Here is a 25,106-nt window from a genome sequence, read left to right as displayed (position 1 = left end):
GGAAAGCTGCCGTAGACCGTCCTGGGGAAGCTGCCGTAGACCGTCCTGGGAAAGCTGCCGTAGCCCCCGGGGAAGGCTGCCGTAAACCACCCCGGGGAGTCGGCGAGTTGTCCACAGGCGCGGGGTGGTCCCCAGGCGGGAGCGGGGTGGTGGCGGAGTCGGGAGAGTGGGTGCGTCGTTCGCACACTCCCGACCGGAACAGGCGGTACTCCGCATGCTGACCACCCCTTCCTCCGTCCCCGCCCCTTGTACGGTTCCGGCCTTCGAGCCGCTACGGGTGCGGGGCGCCCGGCACCGGCTGCGCAGGGCGCTCCGTCGAGGGCGGCGCGCACCGGCGCTGCTGCTGGCCCTGACGGCGGGCGCGCTGGCCGTCGCGGACATGGGCGCCGCTCCGGCCGCGCCTCCGCCGTCGGCGCCCGCCCGCGCGCGGCCGCCCGCCGCCGTACCCCTGGTGTCCGCGCCGGTACGGATCGCCGACGCGGCGACCGTACGGCTGCTGCGGCCCGGCGACCGCGTCGACGTGATCGCCGCGCCCAACTCGCCGCTGGGCGGGGAGGGTGAGGCGCGGGTGGTGGCGACGGGCGCCCGAGTGGCCGAAGTCCCACGGCCGGGCGAGACTCGTCCGGACGGAGGGGCGCTCGTCGTCCTGTCCGTGCCGCGGCCGACGGCGGCGGCGCTGGCAGGTGCCGGTGTCACGTCCCAACTGGCGGTGACGATGTGCTGATTCGCACTGACTCGCTGTCAAGTCACCGTCCCGTGTGTACGGATTGGACGGCTCTGCGCCGTTCACGGCCTAATGGCTCCGCACACAGCGGTACGCGTGACATCCCACGCGACTTCGCACGCCGCATCTCACGCGACATCTCACGCGACGAAAGGCACCTCGGTGGCCGAGAAGAAGGAAAGTCTGCTGGGAGGCTTCAAGGCCTTCCTGATGCGTGGCAACGTGATCGACCTGGCGGTGGCCGTCGTCATCGGTGCGGCCTTCACGAACATCGTGAACTCGGTGGTCAAGGGCATCATCAACCCGATCGTCGGCGCCTTCGGCACCAAGGACCTGGAGGGCTACGCGTCCTGCATCAAGGGCACCTGTGTGGTGGTCAACGGAGAGATGCAGGGCGTCCGGCTCCAGTGGGGTCTGGTCCTCAGCGCGGTGCTGAGCTTCCTGATCACCGCGGCCGTCGTCTACTTCCTCATGGTCCTGCCGATGGCGAAGATCCTCGCCAAGCGCGCCCAGCAGGAGAAGGCCAAGGAAGGCGTCCAGGAGACCCTGGAGGTCAGCGAGCTGGAGGTCCTCAAGGAGATCCGCGACCACCTGGTCTCCCAGCGCGTCCCGTCCGTGAACAACACGCACCCGGGCCCCGGGGTCGTCGGCGGTGGCAGCGCGGGGGCGCACTCCACCTCCTGACCGGCGGAGCGCGCCGGTTTCAGAGGTGGTGCGGCGGCTTCTCGTCGAGGAAGCGCGCGAGGTCGGCGGCGCTGTCGCCGCCGGCCGGAGGCCGCTCGCCCCACCCGCGGTCCGTGTCGTCCGCGGATTGCTGGTCCAGCGGATCGTCGAAGACGAGTGCCGGCTTCGGACTGTTCTCGGGGCTGGATGACTTGCCGGGCCGCTTCGCGTCTCGCGGGCCGTGGGCGGGGGCGGTGCTCATCTCTCCAGACTACGCCCGCTCACCCGGCCCGTACCCCCCTGATCAGCGGTCCTTCGGGTCGATCAGCCAGAGGCCGAGGACCACGAGGAACGACAGGACGAGGAAGCCCGCACCCCACCATGCGGTGCCGGTGTCCCCCGCCATCCACTCGTCCACCACGATCGTCAGCCCCCACAGCTGCCCGATGACCACCGTGAGCGCCAGCGCCAGGCGCGCGCTCAGCTTCGACGACCTCTCCGGCTCCTGCTCCGTACCGGCCCCGGGGCCTGGCCCGGTGTGCCGGATCCGAGGATCCCCGTATCCGCTGGTGGGACGGATCTGGGGGTAGCGCTCGTGCACGGGCCGGTTCAGGCGCGGCTGGGCACTGCCGGGGGTGTAGGTGGGGGTGTAGGTGGGGCGCGGGGGTGTGGTGGTCGCGGACTCCGCGGGTGCCCCGGGTGCGGCAGGCGTGGCAGGTGCGGCGGGCTCTGCGGGGGCCCCGGGTGCGGCAGGTGCTGTGGGCGCCCCGGACTCCGTGGGTGCCCCGGGCTCTGCGGGGGCGGCGGGGGCTGCGGATGTGGCGGGGGCTCCGGGCTCCGTGGGCTCTGTGGGCTTCGGGGCCTCGGGGTCTCTCGGGAACGGGCCCTCGCTCATGGCCGCTCACTCCTCGCGGCGGGCTTCGGGTCGGTGCCCGCCGGGGTCCGGTCGCTCTGGGCCTGCTTCGGGCCGGGCCCGGTCGGCTTCGGGCCGGCGGCCGCAGGGGGCCGGTCGCTCCCGGCGGGCTTCCGGGGCGGGGCACCCGCGCTGAAGCCGGGGCAGCCCGGGTGGTCGTCGCCCTGCTGGCGGCAGAAGCCCTCGACGGGGGTCTCGCCCGAGCGGGCGGTGCCGACGGCCCAGACGCTGCCGTCGAGCTGCTCGACGAGGAGCACCTTGGGCAGGCCGCGCGGGGGCGGGCCCGCGGTGACCTCTCCGGTACGGGCGTCGAAGACGCCCTCGTGGCAGGGGCAGTACAGCTCGCCCTCGCTCCCCCGTTCCTTGCGCCAGAGCACGGCGCAGGCGAGGTGGGTGCAGACGGCGGAGTAGCCGGCGAGGGTGCCGTCCTCCATGCGGACGGCGATGGCCCGGTCCTCCCCGCCGGGGTAGCGGAAGGCGAGCGACTCCCCCCGTTCGATCCGGTCGGCGATCTTCCTCACGCCGGGGGCGCCCTCGCTGTCGCCGTGCCGGTGCAGGATGCCGGAGGCGACGCCGATGCCGCCGACGGCGAGGCCGCCGGAGACGGTGGTGACGATCCGCAGGTAGTCGCGGCGGGTGGTGAGGGAGTCCGCGGCGATCCGGTCGTGGAGCGCTTCCCGCGCCGCGTCGGCGCGGGCCTCCGACGCGGGCGGCTGGGGCTCGGTGAAGCTCACCGGACGTCCCTTCCGTTGATCTCGACGACGGGGAGGCCGCCGGGGACCGGCCACTGGACCTTGTCGGCGGGGACGACCATCGCCACTCCGGTGGAGACGGTGGTGCTGCCGAAGGTGAAGGAGTCGGCGACCTGGACGCCGGGGCGTTCGGCGCGGAGTTCGTCGAGGGTTCCGTAGAAGAGGGCGCCGGTGGGGCAGACGGTGGCGCACATGGGGGCGAGGCCGTAGGCGGTGCGGTCGTAGCAGAGGTTGCACTTCATCTGGAGCTTCGCCCGGAGGTCGATCTTGGGAACGCCGAAGGGGCAGGCGTTGACGCAGTTGGCGCAGCCGATGCAGCGGGTGGTGTCGGCCTGCTGCACGACGCCGTCGGCGGTGACGAGGATCGCGTCGGCGGGGCAGACCTCGGCGCAGGGGGCGACGGGGTCCTCGCAGTGCATGCAGACGGTGGGGAGGGAGGCGACGGAGTGGCCCTCGTCGGGGTAGTCGAGGTGGATCATCGACTTGCCGCGGTGCGAGTCGCATTCGCGGCAGGCGGAGACGCAGGCCTGGCAGCCGATGCAGCGGCCCGGGTCGATGAAGATCGTGCGGCCCATCATGTGCGGGTCAGCTCCTCTCCGCGGTGCCGCGGCCCTGGGGGGAGGTGGGGGGCAGCGGGTCGGTGCGGGAGACCTGGGTCTCCGGATAGGCCTGGTGTCCGGGGGCGGTGGGCGGGGCGGGGACCTCGTCGACGCGGTCGGCGGCCTCGATGCGGGCGGCGCACACCTTGTACTCGGGGATCTTGGAGCGGGGGTCGAGGGCGTCGACGGTGAGGGCGTTCGCCGCCGTGGGGACGGGCCAGTGGTAGGGCACGAAGACGGTGTCGGGGCGGATGGCCTCGGTGACGAGGGCGGGGAAGACCTCGCTGCCGCGGCGGGTGACGACGCGGACGGGGTCGCCGTTGCGGAAGCCGTGCGAGGGATGGACCTCGACCCAGGGGCGGGGGGTCTGTTCGACGAGGGCGCCGAGGCGGCGGGTCTGGTTGCCGGAGAGGAAGTGGGCGACGGTGCGGCCGGTGGTGAGCGAGAGGGGGTACTCCTCGCTGTACGGGTCCATGGGCGGGTGCCACTCGACGACCTGCAGGTGGATCCTGCCGTCGGGGTGGTAGGTGCGGCCGTCCTCGAAGAGGCGGGGTGTGCCGGGGTGCTCGGTGTCCGGGCAGGGCCAGGCGATGCCGCCGGTCTCCTCCAGGCGCTCGTAGGTGATGCCGTAGTAGTCGTTGACGGTTCCGGCGGAGGCGATGCGGAGTTCCTCGAAGACGGAGCGGGAGTCGGGGAAGGCGAACTTGTCGCCGGCGCCGAGCCGTTTGGCGAGCTCGCAGAGGACCCAGGTGTCGGTGCGGACGCCGGCCGGGGGTTCCTGGGCCTTGTTGTGCTTGACGACCCGGGCCTCGGCGTTGGCCATGACGCCCTCGTCCTCGGCCCACACGGTGACGGGGAAGACCACGTGCGCGTTGGCGGCGGTCTCGGAGAGGAAGAAGTCGAACTGGGCGTGGAATTCGAGGGTGTCGTAGCCGTCCTTGACGGTGGCGTAGTTCGGGAGGGAGACGAAGGGGTTGTTGCAGATGCCGATGAGGCCGCGGATCTCCCTGCGCTGCATCTGCCAGACCATCTCCATCATGGAGGTTCCGGCGGGCGGGAGTTCGGCCTCGTCGACGCCCCAGATCTCGCAGATCTGGCGGCGGTGCTCGGGGTTGGTGATGGAGCGGCCGCCGGGGAGGAGGTCGGACTTCTGGCCGTGTTCGCGGCCGCCCTGGCCGTTGCCCTGGCCGGTGATGGTGCCGTAGCCGGCGCCGGGCCTGCCGATGTTTCCGGTGGCGACGCAGAGGTTGATGATCGAGAGGCAGTTCTCGACGCCCTGGGAGTGGTGCTCGACGCCGCGGGCGTGCCAGGCCATGGCCTTGTCCGCGCCGGCGAACATGCGGGCGACCTGGACGATCTGCTCCTCGGGGACGCCGCAGATCTCGGCGGACCGGGCGGGCGGGTAGGCGGCGACGGTCCGTCTGACCTCGTCCCAGCCGGTGGCGTGAGCGGAGAGGTAGGCCTCGTCGGTGAGGCCTTCGGCGACGACGACGTGCAGGACGGCGTTGAAGAAGGCCGAGTCGGTGCCGGGCTTGAGGGCGACGTGGACGTCGGCGGTGCGGGCGATCGCGGTCTCGCGGGGGTCGACGACGATGAGGGTGGCGCCCCGGTCGCGGGCTCCCCACAGGTACTGGGTCATGACGGGGAAGCATTCGCCGACGTTGGAGCCGGCGATGAGGAGGCAGTCGGTGAGGAGGATGTCGGAGAAGGGGTTGCCGGCGCGGTCGATGCCGAAGGCGAGCTTGTTGGCTCCGGCGGCGGAGACCATGCAGAGGCGGCCGTTGTAGTCGACGTGCCGGGACTTGAGGGCGAGGCGGGCGAACTTGCCGACGAGGTAGGTCTTCTCGGAGAAGAGGCTGGCGCCGCCGAGGAGCCCGAAGGAGTCGTTGCCGTGCGCGCCCTGGATGCGGCGGATCTCGGCGACGGTGTGGTCGAGGGCCTCTTCCCAGCCGACCTCGCGGAACTCCTCGTCGCGGTTGCTCCGCATGAGGGGGGCGGTGAGCCGGTCGGGGTGGTTGACCTGCTGGTAGGCGTTGATGCCCTTGGGGCAGAGCCGCATGCGGTTGATGTCGTGGTTGCGGGGTTCGACGCCGAAGACCTTGCCGTGGTGGTCGACGCGGAGGTACATGCCGCACTGGACGCCGCAGAAGCAGCAGTGGGTGGGGACGAGGGTCTCGTCGTTCTGGTCGGCGTGCCAGCGGTCGGCGGGGACGCCTCCGGCGTCGCGGAAGTTCCGGGTGCCGGGCGGGGCGAGGGAGGGGTCGAGCGGCAGCGGCCGGCCGGGGGTGGTCGCGGGGTCGGTCGCGGTCACTTGAAGCCCTTCTTGACGTGGTCGAGGTAGGCGGTGCCGCGCAGGACGCGTTTGCAGCGGGGGCAGTACTCGGCCCACTCGTCGAAGCCGAGGTCGAGGTCGCGCATGGTGCCCCGGAGGTTCGCCACGTACGGGGCGGTGTCGATGGGCTCGTGGCAGCGGCGGCAGGCGAGGACCTCGTTCCCGTCCTCGCCCTTGCGGCGGGAGGTGTACTTGAAGAGCTGCATGCCGACGGCGGCGGGCCGCTGGACGATGTGGAAGAACTTCCCGAAGGGGAGGTAGACGAGGGTGAAGACGACGGACACCATGTGGAGGACGGCGAGGAACTCGTATCCGCCGCCGTGCAGGAAGATCGACGAGAAGGTCAGCAGCAGCCCGGTCACGGAGATGACGACGAGGGCGATCAGCGGCACGAGGTCGTAGGCGAAGCGCTGGCCGGTGATCGCGCCCCGGTCCTTCATGCGGCGCCACAGGAAGTAGGAGGCGCCGGCGATGACGAGGACGGCGGCGATGTCCAGGCCGTGGAACATGAGCCAGCCGAGGACGCCGAGGGAGTCGAAGCCGATGACCTTGAAGCCCCAGATCCGCATCTCGTAGCCGGGGCCCGAGCCGGTGGACGAGGTGAAGGTGAACCAGCCCCAGGTGAGGGGGAAGGTGATCGCGGCGGCGAGCAGACAGCCCCAGAAGATGAGCTGGTGGGCGGCCCAGCGGGCGTGCGAGCGGGCGCCGAGGAACTTCTGGAGACCGAGGTAGGTGGCGATCATCCTCGGCAGGGCGGTGGGCGCCTTGCGGAAGTTCCCGGCGGAGAAGAAGGAGCCCCAGCCCTGGCGGAAGAGGCGGCGGGCGCCGGGCGCGGAGATCCAGACCGTGTAGCGGTGGGCGACGCCGAAGGCGAGGAAGACGGTGGCCACGGCGTACGGCAGGAGGGCCGAGTCGAAGTCGCGGAGCAGACGGCTGCCGAGGACGATCGCGAGGATCAGCAGGGCGGAGACGGCGGCCCCGGCGAGCGCGGCGCGGCGGCGCACGGCTGCGGGGGTCCGGGACGGCGGTGCCGGGCTCCGCGACGGGCCTCCGGCGGGCTCGCCCGGCGGGAGGGTCTGCTCGGCGCCCTGCGGCGGCTCGGTCTGGGGCGGCTCGGTCACGCCGCCACGGTAAGACCTGATGCCCCGTTTCGGCCTATTTTGCGAGGTAACGGGGTGAGGGCGTCGCTCAGACCGCGAACAGGCCGTGCGAGCGGAAGACCCCACGGGCCGCGGCGACCTGTTCCGGGGTCGGCGACGGCGTGTCGTGCAGGGTGAACGGCTTGGCGAGTGCCCGCCACTTCGCTTCGCCGAGCTTGTGGAAGGGCAGGATGTCCACGCGGGCCACATTGCCGAGACCGGCGGCGAAGGCGGCGACGCCCTCGACATGGGCGGGGTCGTCGGTGAGTCCCGGGACGAGCACGAAGCGGACGTGGACCTCCTGGCCGAGGTCGGCGAGGCGCCGCGCGAAGTCCAGGGTCGGCTTCAGCGACCGCCCGGTGACCTTCTCGTACGTGTCCGGGTCCCAGGACTTGATGTCGAGAAGCACCAGGTCGGTGTCGCGCAGCAGGGCGTCGGTGGCGCGGACGCCGAGGAAGCCCGAGGTGTCGAGGGCCGTGTGGAAGCCGAGCTCGTGCTTCATCCGGTGCAGGAGCTCGCCGGTGAAGACGGGCTGGACGAGGGGTTCGCCGCCGGAGACGGTGGCGCCTCCGCCGGAGGCGGAGATGAAGCGGACGTACTTGGAGGCCTCGACGATCACGGCGTCGGCGGAGGTGCGGCTGCCGTCGCGCATCCGCCAGGTGTCGGGGTTGTGGCAGTAGAGGCAGGTGAGGGGGCAACCGGAGAGGAAGGTGACGAAGCGCGTGCCGGGGCCGTCGACGCCGGTGGACAGGTCCCAGGAGTGCACGGAGCCCTCGGAGGGCCGCCGGGTGGCCGCGGCGGCCGGGGTCACGGCGGCCGGAGTCATGACGGCCGGAGTCACGGCAGCCGGAGTCACGGCGGCCGGAGTCGCAGCAGCCCGGGGCGCGGCGGCCGGGGTCACGGGTCCGAGGACGGGGCTGGTCATGACGGGCTCCTCCTTCGTGGAAGCGGGGGCTCGGTCCGGGGCCGGCACGAGGGCCGCCGGGCCCGGGGCGAGGAGAGGGCCTAGAGCGACCCGTGGAAGGTGCGGTTCAGGACGTCCGGCTGCTGTTCGCGGGTGAGCCGTACGAAGTTGACCGCGCAACCGGAGACCCGGATGGTCAGCTGCGGATGGTTCTCCGGGTGCTCCACGGCGTCCTCCAGGACCTCGCGGTCGAGGACGTTGACGTTCGTGTGGAAGCCGTCGCCGGCCATGTAGCCGTCGAGGACGCCCGCGAGGTTCCGGATCCGCTCCCCGGGGGTGCGGCCCAGGCCGTCGGGGGTGACGGTGTCGGTCAGCGAGATGCCGTCCTCGGCGTCCTCGTACGGAAGCTCGGCGGCCGACAGGGCCGAGGCCACGTAGCCGTGGGTGTCGCGGCCGTTCATCGGGTTGGCGCCCGGCGAGAAGGGCTCGCCGGCGCGGCGGCCGTCGGGGGTGTCGCCGGTCTTCTTGCCGTAGACGACGTCGGAGGTGATGGTCAGGACGGACCGGGTGTGCTCGGCGTTCCGGTAGGTGGGGTGCTTGCGGACCTTCCGCAGGAACTCCTCGACCAGCCACACCGCGATCTCGTCGGCGCGCTCGTCGTTGTCGCCGTACGCGGGGTGGTCGCCCTCGACGACGTGGTCGGTGGCGAGACCGGTCTCGTCACGGACCGGGGTGACCTTGGCGTACGTGACGGCGGCGAGGGAGTCGGCGGCGACGGAGAGGCCGGCGATGCCGCAGGCCATGGTGCGGCGCACGTCGCGGTCGTGGAGCGCCCTCTCGACGCGCTCGTACGCGTACGTGTCGTGCATGTGGTGGAGGACGTTCAGGGCGTGGACGTAGACGCCCGCGAGCCGCTCCATCTGCTCGTCGAACCTGGCCATGACCTCGTCGTGGCCGAGGACCCCGGAGGCCCCCGTCTCCATCGAACGCAGCGCGCCGGTGGCCGGGCCGACCTGGGCGCCGGACTTCTCGTCGCGGCCGCCGTCGATCGCGTACAGGAGGGTCTTGGCGAGGTTCACGCGGGCGCCGAAGAACTGCATCCGCCTGCCGACGGGCATCGCGGAGACGCGGCAGGCGATGGCGGTGTCGTCGCCGAAGCGGGGGCGCATCGGCTCGTCCGACTCGTACTGCACGGAGGAGGTGTCGACGGAGACCTTCTCCAGCTCCTCGGAGACCGGGCAGCCGTAGGTCTCCAGGGCGCCGGCGACCATGCGCCGGCCGCCGTACGGCATGATCGCGCGCTTCAGCGGGGCGTCGGTCCGGAGGCCGACGATCAGGTCCTTGTCCCGGTCGATCCAGCCCGGGGCGTGGGCGGTGATGGTGGAGGGGATGTCGTACGCGACGTCGTACACGCCCTTGGCGCGCTCCTCGGGGAACCGGTCCGTGACGGCCTTCCACACGGCGGTGGTCCGCTCGGTGGGCCCGGCGAGGAAGGAGCCGTCGCCCTCGTACGGCGTGTAGTTCTGCCGGCCGAAGTCGCGGACGTCGACGGCGTCGCGCCAGAGCCCGCCCTCGAAGCCCTTCCAGGCCCGCTCGTTCACCGTTGCTTCGGCAGGGGTCGCGGTCACAGCCCACACCGCCTCTTTCGATCGGCTCTTCGCTCACCTCCATTGCACGCCTCTTGATCGATCGTTCCGATCGGCATTGGTCCCCGTCCGAGGGCCGTTGGTCCCTGTCCGGGAACGCGAAAGGGCCCGCCGGTCACGGGCCGTGGGCACCGGCGGCGCGGCCCCTCGGCCTCGGCGGGGCGCGCCATGTGGCCGGGCCCGGCGCTCGCTCTGCTGTGCTAGTGCGCATGACACAACCGTTTCTGCCCCTCACCGCCCGCTCCCGCGAGGAGTCGCACCGGGTCGCCACGTCCCTGGAGCTCTTCTTCGACCTGTGTTTCGTCGTGGCCGTCGCCCAGGCCGGCGCCGAGCTCGTGCACGCGATCACCGAAGGCCACGCGGGCCAGGGCATCGTCAACTACGCGATGGTCTTCTTCGCGATCTGGTGGGCCTGGATGAACTTCTCCTGGTTCGCCTCCGCCTACGACAACGACGACGTCCTCTACCGCGTCGTCACCCTCATCCAGATCGCCGGCGTGCTCATCCTCGCCGCCGGGGTCTCGCGCGCCTTCGAGGAGCACGACTTCCTCGTCGTGTACCTCGGTTACGTCGTGATGCGGCTCGCGATGGCCTCGCAGTGGCTGCGCGCCGCCCACCACGCCACCGCCCCGGCCGAGCGGAGGATGTGCCGCCGGTACGCGGGCGGGGTCCTCGTCGTCCAGGTCGGCTGGCTCGCGCTGGTCCTCGCGCCCGAGCCGGCCCGCCCGTGGGTCTTCCTGGTCATGGCGCTCGCCGAGATGGCCGTGCCGGTGTACGCGGAGAAGGACGCCCCCAGCGCCTGGCACCCGCACCACATCGCCGAGCGGTACGGCCTGTTCACGATCATCGTGCTCGGCGAGACCGTCGCCGCCGCGACCGTCGCCGTGAAGACGGGCATCATCGAGAACGACGCCCTCGGCGAGGTCCTCCCGATCGCCGCCGGCGGTCTGCTGCTCGTCTTCTCCGCCTGGTGGATCTACTTCGTCGTGCCCGCCCACGACCGGCTGACCTCCAGCCGCCAGGGCTTCCTGTGGGGCTACGGCCACTACGTGATCTTCACGTCGGCCGCCGCCGTCGGCGCGGGCCTGGAGATCGCCGTCGAGCAGGCCGTGGGCAAGGCCCACATCTCCACGCTCGCCGCCTCCGCCTCCGTGACGATCCCGTCGGCCGTGTTCCTGCTGTCGGTGTGGCTGCTGCACGCCCGCTACTTCAAGGTCGGCATCGCTCAGCAAATGGTCCTTCCGGTCTCGTCGTTCGCGATCCTGATGTGCTCGTTCGCGGGCCACTGGGCGGTCCTGGCGGCCGGGATCGTCGCGGCGGTCACGGTCGCCGTCGGCGTCACCCTGACGGCCCGCAACCCGGCCACGCGCGCGCATACGGCCTGACGGCCCGCACCACTGCCACGCACGCGTACGGCCTGACGGCCCGCACCACTGCCACGCGCGCGTACGGCCTGACGGCCCGCAACCTCGCCACGCGCACGCGCACGCGTACGGCCTGACGGCCCCGGGGACTGGAGGACCCGCCGCCCGCCGGGACACAATCCGGCGCATGATCTTCCGCCTCCTCGGGCCGCTCACCCTGGCCGGCGCCACCGGAACCGTCGGTGGCCCCAAGGTCCGCGCCCTGCTCGCCCGGCTCCTCCTCGACGCGGGCCGGACCGTCCCGGTGGAGCGGCTCGTCGACGGGCTGTACGGGGACGAGCCCCCGGCCGGCGTCCAGGCCGCGCTCCAGGCCCAGGTCTCGCGGCTGCGCCGGGCCCTTCCGCCGGGCGTGACGGTGGAGTTCACGCCCGCCGGGTACCGGCTGGCCGTCGGGGACCCCGTCACGGACGTGGACGTCCTGCGGTTCGAGGCGCTCGCCCGGGACGGCGCGCGGGCCGCCGGGGCGGGCGATCCCGGCCGCGCGGCCGGTCTGCTGCGGGAGGCGCTCGGGCTCTGGCGGGGGCCGGCGCTCGCCGACGTGCGGGAGGCGCCGTTCGCGGCGGGGCAGGCGGCCCGGCTCGACGCGCTGCGGCTGGACGCGGTGGAGGAGTGGGCGGCCGCCGAGTTGACGGTCGGCGGTGACCCGGCGCCGCTCGTGCGGGAGTTGGCGTGGGCGGTCCGGGAGCATCCGCTGCGGGAGCGGCTGCGGGGGCTCCAGATGCGGGCGCTCGGCGCGGCGGGACGACAGGCGGAGGCGCTCGCCGCCTACGAGGAGGTCCGGGCGGCCCTCGCCGAGGAGCTGGGGGCCGATCCGTCGCCGGAGCTGTCCGCCGTCCACCTGGAACTGCTGCGGGGCCCGGCGTCGGAGGACCGGCCGTTCCCGCCGCTGCCCGCGCCGCTGACGGACTTCGTGGGCCGTGAGCGGGAACGGGAGCGGCTGGCGGACCTGGTGGCCGCCGCACGCCTGGTGACCCTGGTGGGCCCGGGCGGCGCGGGCAAGACGCGGCTCGCCCTGGAGGTGGGCGCGGGGCTGCCGGGGGAGGTGTGTTTCGTGGACCTGGGGGCGGTGGCGGGCACGGGCTCCATCGCCGACAAGGACGGACGTACGGGCTCCGCTTCCGGCGAGGTCGTGGAGGCGTTCGCGGCGGCGCTCGGGGTGCGGGGTGCGGAGCGGCTCGAAACGGCGCTGGCAGGGCGGCCGGTGCTGCTGATCGTGGACAACTGCGAGCACGTCGTCGGGGAGACGGCGGTCCTCGTACGGCGTCTGCTCGCCGCCTGTCCGGGGCTGCGGGTCCTGACGACGAGCCGGGAGGCGCTCGGGATCACCGGGGAGTCGCTGCTGCCGCTGGGCGCGCTGGCGCCGGGGGCGGCGGAGGAGCTGTTCGTACGGCGGGCGGCGGCGGTCCGGCCCGGATTCACGGGCCACGCGCGCGTGGCGGAGCTCTGCGCGGGGCTCGACGGGCTGCCGCTCGCCGTCGAACTGGCGGCGGCACGGCTGCGGACCCTGTCCGTGGAGGAGCTGGCGGACGGGCTCGGCGAGCGGTTCGCGCTGCTTTCGCGCGGGGACCGCACGGCGCCGGAGCGGCACCGCACGCTGCGGGCGGTGGTGGAGTGGAGCTGGTCGCTGCTCGAACCCGGCGAGCGGGAACTGGCCGCGCGGCTCTCGGTGTTCCGGGGCGGGGCGACGGCGGATGCGGCGGCCCGGGTGTGCGGGGCGGACGCGGACCGGCTGGCGTCGCTCGTGGAGAAGTCGCTGGTGGAGGTGCGGGACGACGGCCGGTACCGGATGCTGGAGACGATCCGCGCGTACGCCGCCGAACGGCTCCCGGACGGGGACCCCGCGGTCGCCGCCCACCCCGCGTACTACCGGGATCTCGCCGAGACGGCCGACCCCGAACTGCGGGGCCCCGACCAGCTGGAGTGGCTGGCCCGCCTCGACGCCGAGGACGCGAACCTGCGGGCGGCCCTGCGGCGCGGCACGCCGCGGGACGGCCTGCGCCTGGTCGCCGCGCTCACCCCGTACTGGTGGCTGCGCGGCCTCCGGGGCCGGGTGGCGGCGCCGGTCGCGGAGCTCCTGGACCGGGTGGAGCCGACGGGGGAACTGGGTGAGGAGTACGCGCTGTGCGTGCTCGCGGCGGGCCTCCGGGAGGGCGAACACGTCGACCGGGCCCGGCGGTTCCTCGTCGCGCGCACGACTCCGCTCCGGCAGCCGTACACGGCCTTCCTCTGGTCGACGTCCATGGGCCCCCTGGAGGGCCTGCTGCTCGGCGACGACCTCTGGTCCCGGTCCCTGGTGCTCGTGGGCCACGCCCATCTGACCTCCTCGGAGACCCTCTTCGCGCAGGCCCTCACGGGCTTCCGGACGCTCGGGGAACGCTGGGGGACGGCGACGGCCCTGGAAGGCCTGGCGGGCCTCTCGGCCGACCCGCTGCCCCTCCTCGCGGAGGCCCTGGCCCTCTTCGAGGAACTGGGCGTCGCCGAGGACGTCGTGGACCTCCTCCGCCGCCGCGCGGCCGTCCACGAGGCGGCCGGCGACCATGACGCGGCGGCGGCCGACCGCGCCCGCGCGACGGAGACGGCCCACCGGGCGGGCCTGCCCGCGTGAGCGACGGCGCCTTCGCGGCCGTCTCCGGCCCGCCCGCGAGCGGGGAGGACCCCCCGGGCCCGTCGGCGCCCGTCGGCGCCCGTCAGCCCGCTGTCAGCGGTTCGTCAGCGCCCGGCGCGAGTGTTCTCCCGTGCCCCGGGGAGACGCCCCGGGCCGCAGGGGAAGCCCGAGGAGACCGCCATGCAGCAGCACGCCACCACCGCCACGGCCGGCACCACCCGTACCGCCCTCGTCACCGGGGCGTCGCGAGGCATCGGGCGGGCGATCGCGCGGCGGCTCGCCGCCGACGGGATGCTCGTCGCCGTGCACTACGGGCAGGACGCCGCCGCCGCGCGGGAGACCGTGGACCTGATCGTCGGGGACGGCGGGCGGGCGTTCTCCGTCGGGGCCGATCTGGCGGAGCACGACGGGGTGCTCGGGCTGGTCGAGGGGGTGCGGGCCGGGCTCGTCGCCCACACCGGGGAGGCGGCGCTGGACGTGCTGGTCAACAACGCCGCCGCGACCGCCTCGGGCGGGCACCTGGCGGACGAGACACCGGAGCGGTTCGACCGTGTCTTCGCGGTCAACGTGCGGGCGCCGTACTTCCTCGTGCAGGGGCTGCTGCCGGTGCTGCGGGACGGCGGCCGGATCGTCAACATCGGGTCGGCCGTCACCCGGATCGCCCTCGCCGACGAGCTGGCGTACGCGATGACGAAGGGGGCGATGGAGACCTTCACGCGCACGCTCGCCAATGTGGTCGGGGAGCGCCGGATCACCGTCAACACGGTCGCCCCCGGGCCGACGCAGACCGCCGGGCTCACCGCCGCCATGGCGGCGATGCCCGAGCTGGAGGGGATGCTGATCGGCGGTCAGGCGCTGCCGTGGGTCGGGCAGCCGGAGGACATCGCCGACCCGGTCGCGTTCCTGGCCTCGGAGGACGGCCGCTGGATCACCGGCACCGTGATCGACGCCTCGGGCGGCACCTACCTCGGCCCCAAGCGCTGAGCCAAGCGGCATGGTAGGCAGGGGACATGACACTCCCCGAGGAGACGGACGGCCGGGACGGGATCACCGACGTGAGCGGGCTGCGCGTGGGGCACGCGCGCGTGGCCGGGCCCGGCGCGCTGAGCGGCACCACGGTGGTCCTGGCCCCGGAGGGCGGGGTCGTCGCCGCCGTGGACGTGCGGGGCGGAGGGCCGGGCACGCGGGAGACGGACGCCCTGGACCCGCGGAACGTGGTCCAGCGGATCGACGCGGTCGTCCTGACCGGCGGCAGCGCGTACGGCCTGGACTCCGCCGCCGGGGTGATGGCCTGGCTGGCGGAGCGGCACCGGGGCGTGCGGGTGGGCCCCGACCCGTCCCACGTGGTGCCGGTGGTGCCCGCCGCGTGCGTCTTCGACCTGGGCCGGGGCGGCGACTTCACGGCCCGCCCGGACGCGGCGACGGGCCGGGCGGCGGCGGAGGCGGCCGCCGCGAGCGGGGACCACGCGCGCGTGGGGACGGGCGCGGTCGGCGCGGGCACCGGGGCCGTGGCCGGCGGCCTGCGGGGCGGCGTGGGGACGGCGAGCACCGTCCTGGAGTCGGGGATCACGGTCGGCGCGCTGGTCGTGGTGAACGCGGCGGGCTCGGCCGTCGACCCGACGACCGGCGTCCCGTACGGAAGCCTCTTCGAGGCCGGCCGTCCCGCCTTCCCCGACGACGCGGTGCACGAGGCGGCCCTGCGGCGGCTCGCGGAGGCGCGGAAGGCGGCCGCCCCGCCCCCGATGAACACCACGCTCGCGGTCGTCGCGACGGACGCGGTGCTGACCCGGGCCCAGGCGCAGAAGGTCGCCGGCACCGCGCACGACGGCATCGCGCGCGCGGTGCGCCCGGTGCACCTGATGAACGACGGGGACACGGTCTTCGCCCTCGCCACCGGGGCACGGGAACTTCCGGAGGGGCCGGGTCCGCTCGCCCTGAACGAGATCCTGGCCGCGGGCGCGGACCTGGTGACCCGGGCGATCGTCCGGGCGGTCCTCGCGGCCCCGGGCGGTCTGCGCGGCCCGGGCGGCGACTTCCCCTCGTACCGCGAGCTGTACGGACCGGCGGCGGACGCGTACTCCCGGTAAGACCAGGGGAGTTGAAGAAAAAGGGCGGGAACTTCCCGGGCGGGCCCTTCGTTTTCCCGAACCCCGGACCAGATGTCAGACCCAGGGACTACGTTAAGCAAGCACCAAGTGACATGCGGCGACGGCCTGGAGACCCTCTTGAACGATCCGCAGGATCCTCACGATCCGTACGAGACGACCGAGAAGCACCTTGAGCGGCTCCTCGGCCGGGCACTCAACTCCTTCGACCTGCCCGACTCGACCGTCGAGCGCCTCGGCACGGCGCTCGCCCACTCCAGCGCGCTGCACTCCTCGCACCACAGCGCGTCGCTGCACCGCACCACCCACCGCCATACGTATCTGCTCGCCGACGGCAGCGCGCTCAGCCTGTGGGAGCTCGCGCACAACGCCGGCCGGGACGGCACCGAGCAGCACGAGCTGTACGCGGAGGAGTCGGAGGCGCGGCTCGCCGCCTCCCGGCTCCCGACGGGACCACTGCCGGGCTGGACGGCCGAGCACTCCGACGGCCGCGTCCTCGACGAGGACGACGACCTGGAGCTGCTGAGCGCCCTGCTCGCCCGCCCGATACCGGCCCAGCCCCGGATGTACGTGCCGGACAACTCCGCCGACCACGCGCGCCGCGTCCTGCGCCGCGCGGAGAACGCGGACCGGCCGGGCGAGCGGACGGCCCGCCGCCTCCGGCTGGCCTTCGCGCACCACATCACGCAGGCCTTCGGCCGCCACTGCCCGGTGGAGGGCGGCCGGGACGCCGGCTTCACCCTCTACGAGCACCAGTTCCTGCTGCTCGACGGCAGCGAGGTCAGCCTCTGGGAGGTCGAGCACACGGCGACGCCGGACGGCCGGCACATGTGCGAGGTGTACGAGGACGAGGACGCGGCCCGCGGGGCGATGGAGGCCCGTTCCCGGGTCCGCTGACACGACGGGGCCGCCGCCCCCGTCCCCTTCTCGGGGGCGGGGGCGGCGGCCGCCTCGATCAGCCGGAGGACCGGACTCAGTGCGTGAGCACCGGCTCCTTCGAGGTCTCGCCGGTGACGGCCTCGTCGTCACCGGCGGCGTCCGCGTCACCGCCCTCCAGGTGCTGCTTCGGCTTCGCCGGCAGGGCGAACATCACCAGGAAGATCACGGCGAGCACGCCCGCCGCCCAGCCCAGCGAGTTCTGGAAGGCGTTCGTGAACGCCGGGCCCACCTCGGCCGGGGCCTTGGCGAGCTTCTCGTCGTCGATCGTCCCGAAGAAGACCACCGACACCAGGCCGAGTCCGAGCGCGTTGCCCATCTGCCCGGTCGTGTTGATCAGGCCCGAGGCCGAACCGGCGTGCTCCTTCGGCACCTCCGAGAGCACCGCGTCCGTCAGCGGCGCCACGATCAGGCCCATGCCGAGGCCCATGACCACCAGCGGCGGGATCATCTGCCAGGAGTGGATCCCGGTCCCGTACCGGCCCGCCTCGAAGAGGTAGAGGAGGATGCCCGCGATCATCGTCAGCGCGCCCGCCTGGAGCACCTTCCGGCCGAAGCGCGGCACCAGCTTCTGCACGGACATGCCGGCCGCCACCGAGACGGAGATCGAGAACGGCACCCCGGTCAGGCCCGCCTTCAGCGGGCTCCAACCGAGCCCGATCTGCATGTACAGCGTCCAGACCAGGAAGAAGATGCCGAGCACGACACCGAAGGTCAGCTGGACCGCGATGCCGGCCGCGAAGCTCTTCACCCTGAACAGCGACAGCTCGACGAGCGGCGAACCGTCCTTCTTCGTCTTGTACGTCTCGTACGCCACGAGCGCGCCGAAGACGAGCAGGCTGCCGGCCATCATCAGATAGCCCCACAGCGGCCAGTCCAGCTCACGGCCGCGCGTCAGCGGGTAGATCAGCATGAGGAGCGCGGCCGTCACCAGGAGCACGCCGACCAGGTCGAGCTTGAGCGCCTTCGGCGCCTTCGACTCGGTGATGAACTTCCGGCCCAGGATCGCGGCGGCGATGCCGACCGGCAGGTTGATCAGGAAGATCGGGCGCCATTCGAGGCCCGCGATGTTCCACTGGGTCAGCAGCGCGCCGAGCAGCGGGCCCGAGACCGCGCCGAGGCCGATGATCGCGCCGAACATCCCGAAGACCTTGCCGCGCTCGTGCGCCGGGAAGGTGACGTGGATGATCGACAGGACCTGCGGGACCATCATCGCGGCCGCCGCGCCCTGGAGCAGCCGGGAGCCGACCAGCATCTCCTGGTTGGCGGCGAAGCCGCAGAGCGCGGAGGCGAGGGTGAAGCCGGCGGTGCCGAGGAGGAAGAGGCGCTTGCGGCCGTAGATGTCGCCGAGCCGCCCGCCGGTGATCAGAGCGGCGGCGAACGCGAGCGCGTAACCGGCGGTGATCCACTGGATCGCGCCGAACGAGGCGCCGAGGTCCTTCTCGATGCTGGGAATCGCGATGTTGACGATCGTGGCGTCGACCAGGTCCATGAAGGCGGCGGTCATGACGATGGCGAGGGCGATCCAGCGCCTCTTGTCGGCGGCCGCTGCCGCTTCGGTGGCGGCGTCGTGTGAACTCATACGAAGAAGATAGAAGTCATGTAGGTCAGACCATGTCCTAGATCAGGCGCATCCTGGAAACCATGACGGACACCCCGGCACGACTCCTGAATCTGCTCTCGCTCCTCCAGACCCCGCGCGAGTGGCCCGGAAGCGAGCTCGCCGAACGGCTCTCGGTCTCCCCGCGCACCATCCGCCGTGACATCGACCGGCTCCGCGACCTCGGCTATCCGGTCGAGGCGACCATGGGCGCGGTCGGCGGCTACCGCCTCGTCGCCGGTACGGCCATGCCTCCGCTGCTCCTCGACGACGAGGAGGCCGTCGCGATCGCCGTCGGACTGCGCGCCGGGGCCGGGCACGCCATCGAGGGCGTCGAGGAGGCGTCCGTACGGGCCCTGGCGAAGCTGGAGCAGGTGCTGCCGGCGCGGCTCCGGCACCGGGTCTCCACCCTCCAGAACGCGACGATCCCGCTGACCCGGGGCGACGGCGCCACCGTCACCCCCGCGACGCTGACGGCGCTCGCGGGCGCGGTGACCGGACGGGAGAAGCTGCGCTTCGGCTACCGGGCCGGGGACGGCACGGAGACGAAACGGCTGGTGGAGCCGTACCGGCTGGTGTCGACCGGGCGGCGCTGGTACCTCGTCGCGTACGACCTGGGGCGCGAGGACTGGCGGACCTTCCGGGTGGACCGGGTGAGCGAGCCGTTCCCGACGGGCGCGCGCTTCGCTCCGCGCGAGCTCCCCTCGGGCGATGCCGCCACGTACATGGCCCGCTCGATGGCCCGGGCCCAGGGCGAGGTCGACCTCGACGTCTCCTTCGCGGCACCGGCCGAGTTCGTCGTCGCCCGCCTCCCCTCCCACCTGGTCCCCGTCGCCGAGGGCCCGGACCGCTGCCGCCTCCGCGCCCGCGTCGCGGACTCCGTGGAATGGCTGGCCCTCCGCCTCGCCCTGATGGACGTCGACTTCACGGTCCACGGCCCGGAGCCGCTGATCACGTACATGCGGGACCTGTCGGGGCGGCTGGCGAACGCGACACGCGCTTGAGCCGCCCGTCGCGGGCTGCTCCCCGGGTCCGCCGGCCGCCCTAGGCCACCGCGTCGAAGCCCGTGTCGTGGGCCATCTTCTTCAGTTCGAGGAGCGCGTGCTTCTCGATCTGGCGGATGCGCTCGCGGGTCAGGCCGTGCTCCTTGCCGACCTCCGTCAGGGTGCGCTCGCGGCCGTCCTCGATGCCGTACCGCATGCGGATGATGGAGGCCGTGCGGTGGTCGAGCTGGCCGATGAGGTCGTCGAGCTCCTCGCTGCGCAGCAGGGTGAGGACGGACTGCTCGGGGGAGATCGCCGAGGTGTCTTCGAGGAGGTCGCCGAACTGGGTCTCGCCCTCGTCGTCCACCGACATGTTCAGCGAGACGGGGTCCCGCGCCCAGTCCAGGACGTCGGTGACGCGCTCGGGCGTGGAGCCGAGCTCGGCCGCGATCTCGGCGGGCTCGGGCTCCCGGCCGTTCTCCCGGTTGAACTCGCGCTGCACGCGCCGGATGCGGCCGAGCTCCTCCACCAGGTGGACGGGGAGTCGGATGGTCCGGGACTGGTCGGCGATGGACCGGGTGATGGCCTGACGGATCCACCACGTGGCGTACGTGGAGAACTTGAAGCCCTTCGCGTAGTCGAACTTCTCGACCGCGCGGACCAGGCCCGCGTTCCCCTCCTGGATCAGGTCGAGCAGCGGCAGCCCGCTGCGCGGATAGCGCCGGGCGACGGCCACCACGAGCCGCAGGTTGGACTTGATGAAGAGGTCCTTGGCACGCTCGCCCTCGGCGACCAGCGCTTCGAGCTCCTCACGGGTCGCTCCGCCCGCCTCGCTCTCCACCTCTTCGTCGAGTATCTGCCGGGCGTAGACGCCCGCCTCGATCGTCTGGGAGAGCTCGACCTCCTTGGCGGCGTCGAGCAGGGGTGTGCGCGCGATCTCGTCGAGGTACATGCCGACCAGGTCGCGGTCGGCGATCTCCCCGCCCACGGCGCGAACGCTGCTCGCCCGCGCGGCCCCGCTCTTGGCGGAGGTCTGACGACGGGCGACGGCACGGGTTGCCATGCGTGCTCCCTTGCTGAGTAGGTCGCGACACCCTTCCGGGTGCCCTGCATCCGACGGAAACAACGACTGGAATCAGGACAGAATTCCCACCCGGCGCATGGATTTTCGCGATCATGCAGTATCCTGCGCGGCCACCGCCCCCGCAGGCATGCCGCGGACACCCGTGGATGCGCAGGTCAGACCGGGCACGGAGGGTGAGACGGCGCCCCTCGCGGGGTACCCGACCACGCTGTCGGTGAGACCGCGATCACATGCGGCGCCACCCCCTCAGACGCCCCGCCGCCACCCACGGTTGCCTCCGCCCCGGAGACCCGGGATCCACCCCGGAGACCCGGGATCCACCCCGGAACCCCGGGATCCACCCCGGAACCCCGGGATCCACCCCGGAACCCCGGGATCCGTCCCGGAGACCCCGGATCCGCCCCGGGACCCCGGATCCGTCCCGGGGACCTAAGACGGGTCCTAGGTCCCCAGCCCGTTCCGCCCCGGCACCGTCCCGGCCTAGCGTCGCCCCATGACCGACACCACCGGCACCCTCGACGAGGCCCTCGAACGGCTCCACACCACGGGACCCGAGCGGGGCGGCTGGCTCACCAACCACGCCCCCATGGCGGTCGAGGCCCTGGTCCACCACGGCCAGGCCCCGGCCGTGCACCGCTGGCTCGACCACTACGCGCCCAAGCTGGAGGAGCTGCCGCCCCCGCACACCCCGGTCACGGCGGGCACCTGGCGGGAGGCGCTCGGCGACCCGGCCCGGATCACCGACTGGACCCGTTTCTTCTCCCGCGAGCTGGCGGACCGGCCCTGGCGGTCGGTCCTCGCCGAGTGGTGGCCCCGGCTGCTTCCGGGCATCGCGGGCGGGGCGACGCACCCGGTGATCCGCACCGGCCACGCCGTACGGACCCTGCTCACGACCGGGGAGACGGCGCCGCGCCGCGCCGAGCTGGCGCACGCCCTCGGCTACTGGGCGGCCCGCCACCAGCCGCTGCCGCCGCTCACCCCGCTGGGCACCGCGCCGACGGCGGCGGCCGCGCTGGACTCCGTACCGCCGGTTCCGGAGCAGGAGGGCGGGATCAGGGCCCGGCTCGCGCAGCTGACGGCGTTCCCGGTGTGGGGCGAGGCGCCGGACCCGGACCGGGCGAAGGAGCTGCTCACCGAGCTGGTGACGGCGGCGACGCACCGGTACGCGTCCCACGGCCACGGCGAGCCGATCATGCTGGTGCACGCGGCGACCGCGCCGAACGCGGTCCTGCGGGCCCTGCCCGCGCTCCCCCGCGAGCTGTGGGCGCCGAGCGTGGCGGCGGCCTGGGCGGCGGCGGCCGCGGTGACGGCGGCCTACACGCCGCGCGAGGCCGCCCCGTACGCCGGGACCGGGCTGAGCCCCGAGGAGGTCTTCGAGCGGGCCGCCGCCCACGGCGACGACCACACGATCAAGTTCACGGACACGGCGCTCGACGTGGGCGGCCCGCTCGCGCTGGCCGCCGCCGTCCGCTCGATCGACCTCAATCCGCCCGCGCTCTGAGCCCTATCCGAACTGGACCGACCGCTTGGCGAGGCCCATCCAGAAGCCGTCGATCACCGACTTCTCCGCGTCGAGGTCACCGGCCGCGTCCGCCGCGCCCATCGTGACGAAGAGCGGGGCGAAGTGCTCCGTACGGGGGTGGGCGAGGCGGCCGGCCGGCGACTTGTGCTCGAAGTCGAGGAGGGCGTCGACGTCGTGCGCGGCGAGCGCCTCGTGCCCCCAGGCGTCGAACTCGGCGGACCAGCCGGGGACGCCGGGTCCGGTGTGCCGGAGGGCGGCGAGGTTGTGGGTGAAGAAGCCGCTGCCGACGATCAGGACGCCCTCGTCGCGCAGCGGGGCGAGCTTGCGCCCGATGTCCATGAGCCGGCGCGGGTCGAGGGTGGGCATGGAGATCTGGAGCACGGGGATGTCGGCGCCCGGGTACATCTCGACGAGCGGCACGTACGCACCGTGGTCGAGGCCCCGGTCGGGGATGTCCTGCACGGGCGTGCCGGGCGCGCGGAGCAGCTTGCGGACGGCCTCGGCGAGCTGCGGGGCGCCGGGGGCGGCGTACTGGACGCGGTAGTAGTGCTCGGGGAAGCCCCAGAAGTCGTAGACGAGGGGGACGGTCTCGGTGGCGCCGAGCGCGAGCGGGGCCTCCTCCCAGTGGGCGGAGACCATGAGGATCGCCTTGGGGCGCGGCAGTCCGGCGGACCAGGCGGCGAGCTCGCCGGGCCAGACGGGGTCGTCGGCGAGCGGCGGGGCGCCGTGGGACAGGTAGAGGGCCGGCATCCGTTCGAGGGTGGCGTCCATGACGACCTTCCTCCTCATCCTTGAAACTTCAAGCCCACTACTCACACCTTAGCTTTGAGTAGTTCAACTTTCAAGAATGGGTCGTACGATGGGGAGCATGGGAGACACGACCGAACCCCGCTGGCTGTCCGACGAGGAGCAGCGCGTCTGGCGCGCGTACCTGCACGCCACCACCCTCCTGGAGGACCACCTCGACCGCCAGTTGCAGCGCGACGCCGGGATGCCGCACGTCTACTACGGGCTCCTCGTCCAGCTCTCCCAGGCCCCCCGCCGCCGGCTGCGGATGACCGAACTGGCCAAGAGCGCCAAGATCACCCGCTCCCGTCTCTCCCACGCGATCGCCCGCCTGGAGAAGAGCGGCTGGGTACGGCGCGAGGACTGCCCCTCCGACAAGCGCGGCCAGTTCGCCCAGCTGACGGACGAGGGCATGGACGTCCTCCGGAAGAACGCCCCCGGCCATGTGGCGGCCGTCCGCCAGGCCATGTTCGACCGGCTCTCCCCCGAGCAGGTGGAGCAGCTCGGCACGATCATGCGCGTGATGGCCGAGGGCCTCGAACCCGTGGACGCGAACGCGGACCTGCCCTGGCTCCGCTGAGCGAGCGGAACCAGGGCAGGTCGTACGTCGTACGGATCGTCCGTCGCACGGGGCGAACGGTCGGCGGCCGGGACGGGCCGCGTACGGACGGGGGTCAGTGGGCGATGACCGGCACCTTCACCTCGTCGTCCGCCTCCGCGCCCGCGCCCGAGCCGGATCCGGCGACCTGGCCGCCGCCCGGCTTCCCGGTGGTGACGAACGTGAAGGCGATCGTGGCCGAGACGGCCAGGATGCCGACCGCCCACCAGATGGCCGCCGTGTAGCCCTCGACCATGCTCTGGAACTGGAGCAGCTTCTGCGCGGCCGGGGTGGTCGCGCCGGCGACGTGGTCGGCCACGTAGGCGGCGGTCGCCGAGGCGGCGATCGTGTTCAGCAGGGCCGTGCCGATGGCGCCGCCGACCTGCTGCGAGGTGTTGACCATCGCGGAGGCCACACCGGCGTCCCGCGGGTCCACGCCGAGCGTCGCGAGCGACATCGCCGGCATGAACGCCGTACCCATGCCCAGGCCGAGGAGCAGCTGCGCGGGCAGGATCAGCCCGGCGTACGAGGTGCCGATCTCCAGCTGGGTGAGGAGCAGCATGCCGACGGCGGCGGTCAGGAAGCCCGGGGCCATCAGGAACCGCGGCGGGACGCGGGTCATCAGACGCGCGCCGATCTGGGTCGAGCCCGTGATCATGCCCGCGATCATCGGCAGGAACGCGAAGCCCGTCTTGACCGGCGAGTACCCCTTCACGACCTGGAGGTAGTACGTCAGGAAGAGGAACAGGCCGAACATCGCGATGACGGCGAGACCCAGCGACAGGTACACGCCGCCGCGGTTGCGGTCGGCGACGACGCGCAGCGGCAGCAGCGGGTGCTTGACCCGCGACTCGGTGAGCACGAAGGCGAGGAGCAGCACGCCGGAGGCGACGAAGAGGCCGATCGCGCCCGGGTCGGTCCAGCTGGTGGACTCGACGCGCGTGAAGCCGTAGACGAGCGAGACCAGGCCGAGGGTGGAGAGGATCACCCCGGGGATGTCGAGCGGCGAGCGGTTGCGGCCGCCGGCGGGCTCACGGACGACGAGGTACGCGCCGACGGCGGCGACCACGGCGAACGGGATGTTGACGAAGAAGGTCCAGCGCCAGTTCAGGTACTCGGTGAGGAAACCGCCGAGGATCAGGCCCACGGCGCCGCCGCCACCGGCGATCGCGCCGTAGATGCCGAAGGCCTTCGCCCGCTCCTTGGCGTCGGTGAAGGTCACGGCGAGCAGCGAGAGCGCGGCGGGCGCCAGGAGCGCGCCGAACGCGCCCTGGAGCGCACGGGCGCCGAGCATCATGGCCTCGCCGGTCGCGGCCCCGCCGAGGGCGGAGGCGGCGGCGAAGCCGATGAGGCCGGTGATGAAGGTCCGCTTGCGGCCCCACAGGTCGGCGATGCGGCCGCCGAAGAGGAGCAGTCCGCCGAAGGCCAGGGCGTAGGCGGTGATGACCCACTGCCGGTTGCCGTCCGAGATCCCGAGGTCCTGCTGGGCGGAGGGCAGGGCGATGTTCACGATCGTCGCGTCGAGCACGACCATCAGCTGGGCGAGGGCGATGAATATCAGGGCTTTCCAGCGACCGGGGTCGGCCGCCTGGATCGCGGGCTTCTCGGGGATTTTCGGCATGGGGGTAGCCACCTCTTGGCGCGTACTGGTGAAAAAAGGACGTAAGGAAGGGCGGGTTGCGTAAGCAAGGGGTCCTGGAGGGCGGGGAGGCCCCGCAGTCCCAGGGGACTCGGGAGTCGCCAGGGGCTCAGGAGCCTCGGAGGGACTCAGGGAGTCACCAGGGGCCCAGG

Annotated in this window: 21 protein-coding genes and 1 pseudogene; 10 read left to right on the top strand and 12 right to left on the bottom strand. The window is 73.0% G+C overall.

Annotated features, from left to right (window positions below; genetic code table 11):
• Positions 1-214 precede the first annotated feature (214 nt).
• A complete protein-coding gene (locus ACFYUS_RS24040; protein WP_388855593.1) occupies positions 215-724 on the top strand; it encodes a hypothetical protein in 510 nt (169 codons plus the stop codon).
• A gap of 162 nt (positions 725-886) precedes the next feature.
• Positions 887-1,408 carry a large conductance mechanosensitive channel protein MscL gene (gene mscL, locus ACFYUS_RS24035; RefSeq protein ID WP_388855590.1) on the top strand — a complete coding sequence of 174 codons (522 nt, stop codon included), beginning with the start codon at positions 887-889 and terminating at the stop codon, positions 1,406-1,408.
• 19 nt (positions 1,409-1,427) lie between these two features.
• On the opposite strand, the gene ACFYUS_RS24030 is transcribed toward mscL, so the two are convergent.
• The 8 genes and pseudogenes from ACFYUS_RS24030 to ACFYUS_RS23995 form a co-directional block, all read right to left on the bottom strand.
• Complete coding sequence (locus tag ACFYUS_RS24030) at positions 1,428-1,649, bottom strand: hypothetical protein (RefSeq protein WP_388855588.1); 222 nt, start codon at positions 1,647-1,649, stop codon at positions 1,428-1,430.
• A 42-nt stretch (positions 1,650-1,691) separates the two neighbouring features.
• A pseudogene (locus ACFYUS_RS24025) lies at positions 1,692-2,033 on the bottom strand (hypothetical protein); the annotation flags it as partial.
• A 245-nt stretch (positions 2,034-2,278) separates the two neighbouring features.
• Positions 2,279-3,034 (bottom strand): Rieske 2Fe-2S domain-containing protein, encoded by a 756-nt coding sequence (locus ACFYUS_RS24020; protein WP_388855586.1) that lies wholly within the window; start codon positions 3,032-3,034, stop codon positions 2,279-2,281.
• Positions 3,031-3,630 carry a 4Fe-4S dicluster domain-containing protein gene (locus ACFYUS_RS24015; protein ID WP_388855583.1) on the bottom strand — a complete coding sequence of 200 codons (600 nt, stop codon included), beginning with the start codon at positions 3,628-3,630 and terminating at the stop codon, positions 3,031-3,033. Before ACFYUS_RS24015 ends, ACFYUS_RS24020 begins: the two co-directional genes overlap by 4 nt.
• 7 nt (positions 3,631-3,637) lie before the next feature.
• Entirely contained in the window at positions 3,638-5,962 is a 2,325-nt protein-coding gene (locus ACFYUS_RS24010; RefSeq protein WP_388855580.1) for a molybdopterin oxidoreductase family protein, read from the bottom strand.
• On the bottom strand, positions 5,959-7,104 hold the full coding sequence (locus ACFYUS_RS24005; RefSeq protein ID WP_388855576.1) for an MFS transporter: 1,146 nt from the start codon (positions 7,102-7,104) through the stop codon (positions 5,959-5,961). The genes ACFYUS_RS24010 and ACFYUS_RS24005 overlap by 4 nt, the downstream gene beginning before the upstream one ends.
• A gap of 67 nt (positions 7,105-7,171) precedes the next feature.
• On the bottom strand, positions 7,172-7,948 hold the full coding sequence (pflA, locus tag ACFYUS_RS24000; protein ID WP_388855867.1) for a pyruvate formate-lyase-activating protein: 777 nt from the start codon (positions 7,946-7,948) through the stop codon (positions 7,172-7,174).
• A gap of 179 nt (positions 7,949-8,127) precedes the next feature.
• Positions 8,128-9,654 (bottom strand): pyruvate formate lyase family protein, encoded by a 1,527-nt coding sequence (locus ACFYUS_RS23995; protein ID WP_388855573.1) that lies wholly within the window; start codon positions 9,652-9,654, stop codon positions 8,128-8,130.
• Positions 9,655-9,881: 227 nt separating this feature from the next.
• Here ACFYUS_RS23995 and ACFYUS_RS23990 point away from each other — a divergent pair, with 227 nt between their 5' ends.
• The 5 genes from ACFYUS_RS23990 to ACFYUS_RS23970 all read left to right on the top strand — a co-directional run bounded on the left by ACFYUS_RS23990 (position 9,882) and on the right by ACFYUS_RS23970 (position 16,703).
• Positions 9,882-11,057, top strand: coding sequence for a low temperature requirement protein A (locus ACFYUS_RS23990; protein ID WP_388855570.1), 1,176 nt, complete (start codon positions 9,882-9,884; stop codon positions 11,055-11,057).
• A gap of 166 nt (positions 11,058-11,223) precedes the next feature.
• The gene (locus ACFYUS_RS23985) at positions 11,224-13,701 is read left to right on the top strand and encodes an ATP-binding protein (RefSeq protein ID WP_388855567.1); all 2,478 of its coding nucleotides are present in this window, start codon (positions 11,224-11,226) and stop codon (positions 13,699-13,701) included.
• Between the two features lie 180 nt (positions 13,702-13,881).
• On the top strand, positions 13,882-14,685 hold the full coding sequence (locus ACFYUS_RS23980; protein ID WP_388855564.1) for an SDR family oxidoreductase: 804 nt from the start codon (positions 13,882-13,884) through the stop codon (positions 14,683-14,685).
• 26 nt (positions 14,686-14,711) lie between these two features.
• Positions 14,712-15,788 (top strand): P1 family peptidase, encoded by a 1,077-nt coding sequence (locus ACFYUS_RS23975; protein ID WP_388855562.1) that lies wholly within the window; start codon positions 14,712-14,714, stop codon positions 15,786-15,788.
• 72 nt (positions 15,789-15,860) lie between these two features.
• Positions 15,861-16,703 carry a DUF6227 family protein gene (locus tag ACFYUS_RS23970; protein WP_388855559.1) on the top strand — a complete coding sequence of 281 codons (843 nt, stop codon included), beginning with the start codon at positions 15,861-15,863 and terminating at the stop codon, positions 16,701-16,703.
• A 76-nt stretch (positions 16,704-16,779) separates the two neighbouring features.
• On the opposite strand, the gene ACFYUS_RS23965 is transcribed toward ACFYUS_RS23970, so the two are convergent.
• Positions 16,780-18,324 (bottom strand): MFS transporter, encoded by a 1,545-nt coding sequence (locus ACFYUS_RS23965; RefSeq protein WP_388855556.1) that lies wholly within the window; start codon positions 18,322-18,324, stop codon positions 16,780-16,782.
• A gap of 62 nt (positions 18,325-18,386) precedes the next feature.
• Here ACFYUS_RS23965 and ACFYUS_RS23960 point away from each other — a divergent pair, with 62 nt between their 5' ends.
• On the top strand, positions 18,387-19,346 hold the full coding sequence (locus ACFYUS_RS23960) for a helix-turn-helix transcriptional regulator (protein ID WP_388855553.1): 960 nt from the start codon (positions 18,387-18,389) through the stop codon (positions 19,344-19,346).
• A 40-nt stretch (positions 19,347-19,386) separates the two neighbouring features.
• On the opposite strand, the gene ACFYUS_RS23955 is transcribed toward ACFYUS_RS23960, so the two are convergent.
• Entirely contained in the window at positions 19,387-20,388 is a 1,002-nt protein-coding gene (locus tag ACFYUS_RS23955) for an RNA polymerase sigma factor RpoD/SigA (protein ID WP_388855551.1), read from the bottom strand.
• A 514-nt stretch (positions 20,389-20,902) separates the two neighbouring features.
• Between ACFYUS_RS23955 and ACFYUS_RS23950 the strand changes: the two genes are divergently transcribed.
• On the top strand, positions 20,903-21,910 hold the full coding sequence (locus ACFYUS_RS23950; RefSeq protein WP_388855548.1) for a questin oxidase family protein: 1,008 nt from the start codon (positions 20,903-20,905) through the stop codon (positions 21,908-21,910).
• Positions 21,911-21,913: 3 nt separating this feature from the next.
• Here the strand turns inward: ACFYUS_RS23950 and ACFYUS_RS23945 are convergent, their stop codons facing one another.
• Entirely contained in the window at positions 21,914-22,702 is a 789-nt protein-coding gene (locus ACFYUS_RS23945; protein WP_388855545.1) for a dioxygenase, read from the bottom strand.
• A gap of 88 nt (positions 22,703-22,790) precedes the next feature.
• On the opposite strand from ACFYUS_RS23945, the gene ACFYUS_RS23940 reads away from it, so the two are divergent.
• Positions 22,791-23,297 carry a MarR family winged helix-turn-helix transcriptional regulator gene (locus ACFYUS_RS23940; RefSeq protein WP_388855541.1) on the top strand — a complete coding sequence of 169 codons (507 nt, stop codon included), beginning with the start codon at positions 22,791-22,793 and terminating at the stop codon, positions 23,295-23,297.
• Between the two features lie 94 nt (positions 23,298-23,391).
• On the opposite strand, the gene ACFYUS_RS23935 is transcribed toward ACFYUS_RS23940, so the two are convergent.
• Positions 23,392-24,936, bottom strand: a complete 1,545-nt coding sequence (locus ACFYUS_RS23935; protein ID WP_388855538.1) for an MFS transporter — start codon at positions 24,934-24,936, stop codon at positions 23,392-23,394.
• Positions 24,937-25,106: the final 170 nt, after the last annotated feature.

It is taken from the genome of Streptomyces sp. NPDC004284, assembly GCF_042874035.1.
Classification (GTDB): Bacteria; Actinomycetota; Actinomycetes; order Streptomycetales; family Streptomycetaceae; genus Streptomyces.
This window is presented reverse-complemented; position numbering and strand designations above follow the sequence as displayed.

What these genes read in the sequence shown, in the direction of transcription:
- ACFYUS_RS23960 (WP_388855553.1), top strand. Translation starts at nt 18,387, where the DNA reads ATGACGGACACCCCGGCACGACTCCTGAATCTGCTCTCGCTCCTCCAG.
- ACFYUS_RS23965 (WP_388855556.1), bottom strand. Translation starts at nt 18,324, where the DNA reads ATGAGTTCACACGACGCCGCCACCGAAGCGGCAGCGGCCGCCGACAAG.
- pflA (WP_388855867.1), bottom strand. Translation starts at nt 7,948, where the DNA reads ATGACTCCGGCCGCCGTGACCCCGGCCGCCGCGGCCACCCGGCGGCCC.
- ACFYUS_RS23975 (WP_388855562.1), top strand. Translation starts at nt 14,712, where the DNA reads ATGACACTCCCCGAGGAGACGGACGGCCGGGACGGGATCACCGACGTG.
- ACFYUS_RS24015 (WP_388855583.1), bottom strand. Translation starts at nt 3,630, where the DNA reads ATGATGGGCCGCACGATCTTCATCGACCCGGGCCGCTGCATCGGCTGC.
- ACFYUS_RS23985 (WP_388855567.1), top strand. Translation starts at nt 11,224, where the DNA reads ATGATCTTCCGCCTCCTCGGGCCGCTCACCCTGGCCGGCGCCACCGGA.
- ACFYUS_RS23980 (WP_388855564.1), top strand. Translation starts at nt 13,882, where the DNA reads ATGCAGCAGCACGCCACCACCGCCACGGCCGGCACCACCCGTACCGCC.
- ACFYUS_RS24030 (WP_388855588.1), bottom strand. Translation starts at nt 1,649, where the DNA reads ATGAGCACCGCCCCCGCCCACGGCCCGCGAGACGCGAAGCGGCCCGGC.
- ACFYUS_RS23935 (WP_388855538.1), bottom strand. Translation starts at nt 24,936, where the DNA reads ATGCCGAAAATCCCCGAGAAGCCCGCGATCCAGGCGGCCGACCCCGGT.
- ACFYUS_RS23990 (WP_388855570.1), top strand. Translation starts at nt 9,882, where the DNA reads ATGACACAACCGTTTCTGCCCCTCACCGCCCGCTCCCGCGAGGAGTCG.
- ACFYUS_RS23950 (WP_388855548.1), top strand. Translation starts at nt 20,903, where the DNA reads ATGACCGACACCACCGGCACCCTCGACGAGGCCCTCGAACGGCTCCAC.
- ACFYUS_RS24040 (WP_388855593.1), top strand. Translation starts at nt 215, where the DNA reads ATGCTGACCACCCCTTCCTCCGTCCCCGCCCCTTGTACGGTTCCGGCC.
- ACFYUS_RS23970 (WP_388855559.1), top strand. Translation starts at nt 15,861, where the DNA reads ATGTCAGACCCAGGGACTACGTTAAGCAAGCACCAAGTGACATGCGGC.
- ACFYUS_RS23955 (WP_388855551.1), bottom strand. Translation starts at nt 20,388, where the DNA reads ATGGCAACCCGTGCCGTCGCCCGTCGTCAGACCTCCGCCAAGAGCGGG.
- ACFYUS_RS23940 (WP_388855541.1), top strand. Translation starts at nt 22,791, where the DNA reads ATGGGGAGCATGGGAGACACGACCGAACCCCGCTGGCTGTCCGACGAG.
- ACFYUS_RS23945 (WP_388855545.1), bottom strand. Translation starts at nt 22,702, where the DNA reads ATGGACGCCACCCTCGAACGGATGCCGGCCCTCTACCTGTCCCACGGC.